The organism is uncultured Thiocystis sp. (assembly GCF_903866365.1).
GTDB lineage: Bacteria > Pseudomonadota > Gammaproteobacteria > Chromatiales > Chromatiaceae > Chromatium.
Genome location: NZ_CAIPNF010000503.1, coordinates 1 through 3,427, shown reverse-complemented (window position 1 = coordinate 3,427; position 3,427 = coordinate 1). Strand labels below are relative to the sequence as shown.

Annotated in this window: 6 protein-coding genes; all 6 read left to right on the top strand. The window is 63.3% G+C overall.

The features are described 5' to 3' along the window. Positions 1-139: ABC transporter substrate-binding protein (locus QZY07_RS27270; protein ID WP_295409703.1), on the top strand; the 139-nt coding region annotated here is incomplete at its 5' end. Then, positions 136-453: an STAS domain-containing protein gene (locus QZY07_RS27265; protein ID WP_295409698.1), complete on the top strand. Its 318-nt coding sequence runs from the start codon at positions 136-138 to the stop codon at positions 451-453. The genes QZY07_RS27270 and QZY07_RS27265, both read left to right, overlap by 4 nt. A 133-nt stretch (positions 454-586) precedes the next feature. Next, positions 587-1,864 carry a UDP-N-acetylglucosamine 1-carboxyvinyltransferase gene (gene murA / locus QZY07_RS27260; RefSeq protein ID WP_295409695.1) on the top strand — a complete coding sequence of 426 codons (1,278 nt, stop codon included), beginning with the start codon at positions 587-589 and terminating at the stop codon, positions 1,862-1,864. After that, positions 1,861-2,514 carry an ATP phosphoribosyltransferase gene (gene hisG / locus QZY07_RS27255; protein WP_295409693.1) on the top strand — a complete coding sequence of 218 codons (654 nt, stop codon included), beginning with the start codon at positions 1,861-1,863 and terminating at the stop codon, positions 2,512-2,514. Before murA ends, hisG begins: the two co-directional genes overlap by 4 nt. Positions 2,515-2,549: 35 nt before the next feature. Then, positions 2,550-3,191, top strand: coding sequence for a DUF3782 domain-containing protein (locus QZY07_RS27250; protein WP_295409690.1), 642 nt, complete (start codon positions 2,550-2,552; stop codon positions 3,189-3,191). A gap of 41 nt (positions 3,192-3,232) precedes the next feature. After that, positions 3,233-3,427: histidinol dehydrogenase (locus QZY07_RS27245; RefSeq protein ID WP_295409700.1), on the top strand; the 195-nt coding region annotated here is incomplete at its 3' end.

Genomic DNA, 3,427 nt, shown 5'->3' with positions numbered 1-3,427 from the left:
GAAGGTTTACGATGTCGTGATCAACAACGCCAGCCTGGTCGGGAACTACCGCAGCAGTTTCGCCAACGAGATCCGCCAGACTGGGATCGACGGACTGGTCGCGAAGATGAGCGACATGAATACTCAGGGGCTGAATTGAGCCGGTCTCGTCTCGCGCCCTGTGGCCCCGGCCGCTGGTGTCTGTCCGGGACGCTTGATTTCAGTACCGTCACCGGACTGGCCAATGAGGCGGGCACCTTGTTCCGGGAGCAGGCCGCGCGGGGACTGGCGCATCTGGAGATTGACCTGTCCGACCTGGATGCCGCCAACAGCGCGGGTCTGGCGCTGCTGCTCGAATGGGCGGAGATAGCCCGCGAGCACGGCATTCGTTTGACTTATCGCCAGCTCCCGGACTCGCTGAACCGGATCGCGACCTTTTCGAACCTCCAGAGCATTCTGCCGCTGAAGAGTTAAACCGCGTCAGCAACGACAGATGACGCCGGTTCCGACCCTGGCGCCAACCATGCCGACCATGCCAGTCGCGGATTGACGCGGTTCTTCCCTTCTCCAATTCACTGCCACTTTTTCGGTTTCGCCAAATCATTCCATGGATAAACTTCTGATCAGCGGCGGCCCCGCCTTGCAGGGCGAGGTGCGCGCCTCGGGCGCCAAGAACGCTGCCCTGCCGATCCTGGCCGCCACCCTGCTGGCCGAGGCGCCGGTCACGCTCACGAATATTCCGCGCCTGCGCGATATTGCCACGACCCTGGCGCTGCTGGGTCGGATGGGCGCCCGTTTGACGCGCGAAGGCGACGAGGTGCGGGCGGAACCCTCCACGCTCACCAGTTGTGTCGCCCCCTATGAGCTGGTGAAGACCATGCGCGCCTCGATTCTGGTGCTGGGGCCGCTGGTGGCCCGCTACGGTCGCGCGGACGTGTCGCTTCCCGGCGGCTGCGCGATCGGCGCGCGTCCGGTCAATCTTCATCTCGACGGACTGCGCGCCATGGGCGCCGACGTGACTGTCGAGAGCGGCTATATCCGGGCGCGGGCCGCGCGGTTGCAGGGTGCCCGTCTGGTGATGGAGATGGTCTCCGTCACCGGCACCGAGAATCTGATGATGGCGGCGACCCTGGCGCAGGGCGAGACGCTGATCGAAAACGCCGCGCGCGAACCCGAGGTGGTCGATCTCGCGGACTTTCTGAATGCCCTGGGCGCGCGCATCGAGGGCGCCGGCACGGACCGAATTCGCATCCAGGGCGTCGAGCGGCTTGGTGGCGCGGACTATCGGGTGATGCCGGACCGGATCGAAACTGGCACCTTCCTGGTCGGCGCGGCCATGACCGGCGGTCGGATCCGGGTGCGGGAGACACGCCCGGAGTGTCTGGACGCGGTCCTGCAGAAACTGCGCGAGGCAGGCGCCGCGATCACGACCGGACCGGACTGGATCGAACTCGATATGCAAGGCCGCCGCCCGCGCGCCGTGGATATTCATACCGCGCCGCATCCCGCCTTCCCCACCGACATGCAGGCTCAGTTCTGCGCGCTCAACAGCATCGCCGAAGGCGTCGGGACGGTCACCGAAGCGATCTTCGAGAACCGCTTCATGCATGTCCCGGAGTTGCAGCGCATGGGCGCCGATATTCGGGTCGAGGGCAATGTCGCCATCTGCCGCGGGGTCGAACGCCTCACCGCCGCGCCGGTCATGGCCACCGATCTGCGCGCCTCCGCCGGTTTGGTGCTGGCGGGTTTGGTCGCCTCCGGCGAGACCCTGATCGACCGCATCTATCATCTGGATCGCGGCTATGACAACATCGAATCCAAACTCCTTGCCCTGGGCGCGTGCATCCAGCGCGTCGCCGGGGAAAGCCGGATGGCGACGCCATGAATCTGAACGCTCCCCTGACCATCGCGCTCTCCAAGGGCCGCATCCTCGAACAGACCCTGCCGCTGCTCGCGCATGCCGGCATCGCGCCGCTTGAGGATCCCGAGATCAGCCGCAAACTGATCCTGGAGACCAGCAATCCACGGGTCAAATTCGTCATCATCCGCGCCAGCGACGTGCCGACCTACGTTCAATATGGCGCGGCGGATCTCGGTGTCTCTGGCAAGGATGTCTTGCTGGAACACGGCGGCGAAGGGCTCTATGAACCGCTGGATCTGGGGATCGCCCGTTGTCGCCTGATGGTCGCCGGGCTTCCGAATACCCCGGTGCCGACCTCCCGACGGCTGCGGATCGCCACCAAATATGTCCATAGCGCGGAACGTTATTTCGCCGCCAAGGGTCAACAGGTCGAAATCATCAAGCTCTACGGCTCGATGGAGCTCGCCCCACTGGTCGGGCTGGCCGACCTGATCGTCGATCTGGTCGAGAGCGGCAACACGCTCAAGGCCAATGGACTGGTCGCGCTGGAACACATCGCCGATATCAGCTCACGCCTGGTGGTCAACAAGGCGTCCTGGAAGATGAAACACGATGCGGTCACGGCGTTGCTGGAGTCGTTGCGCGAGGCGGTGATCGCAAGAAACGATGCCTGATCCAGGTCGTTCACTCCCTAGAGGCGAGGTGTGTCATGGCAACCAGCTACGAAGAGATCTTGATACTGTTCCGGGAGACCGATCAACAATTCAAGGAAATAGCTCGAAGATTTCAGGAAACGGATCGCAAATTCCAGGAAACGGATCGCAAATTTCAGGAAACAGATCGCAAATTCCAGGAAACATTCCAGGAAACGGATCGCAAACTCGCAGAGACCGGCCGCATCGTCAAGGAACTGAGCAAGAGTTTCGGGAGTTGGCATAACCGGCTTGGCGAATTCGTCGAGGAAATGGTTCGTCCGGCCGTGCTGCGACTGTTTCGCGCGCGCGGTCTGGAAGTCCACCAGGTGATGCGCGACCTGACGGCGATCGGCGACGACGGCCAAGAGGGCATGGAGATCGATCTGCTGATCACCAATGCCGTGCATGCCGTCGCCGTGGAGTGCAAGAGCCGTCTGACGGTCGAGGACGTCCAAGAGCATCTATCCCGGCTCGAACGTTTCAAAGGCTTCTATCCGCAATACGCGGGCTATCGGCTGATGGGCGCGGTGGCCGCGATGGTCTTGCCCGACGAGGTGGCCCGCTTTGCCTATCGCCAGGGTTTGTTCGTGCTCGCGCAAAGCGGGGATGCGATCCTCGTCCGCAATGACGATCGCTTCACCCCGAAGGAATGGTAACCGCCGGATCGACGAACGACATGATACTGAGTGAAACCGCCGTGACCGATATCCAACGTCTCTCCACCTTGGACGCCGATTTCCAGACTCGCCTCGCCGGGCTTCTCGCCTGGGATTCGGTCTCCGACGACCGGGTCCAGCAAACCGTTGCCGACATCATCCGCGCGATCCGCGCGCGCGGCGACGCGGCGCTGCTGGACTATACTGCCCGCTTCGACCGCTGGACACCCGCCACG

Excerpts from the sequence above, each read along its gene's own strand:
- hisG (WP_295409693.1), top strand. The coding sequence starts at position 1,861 with ATGAATCTGAACGCTCCCCTGACCATCGCGCTCTCCAAGGGCCGCATC.
- QZY07_RS27250 (WP_295409690.1), top strand. The coding sequence starts at position 2,550 with ATGGCAACCAGCTACGAAGAGATCTTGATACTGTTCCGGGAGACCGAT.
- murA (WP_295409695.1), top strand. The coding sequence starts at position 587 with ATGGATAAACTTCTGATCAGCGGCGGCCCCGCCTTGCAGGGCGAGGTG.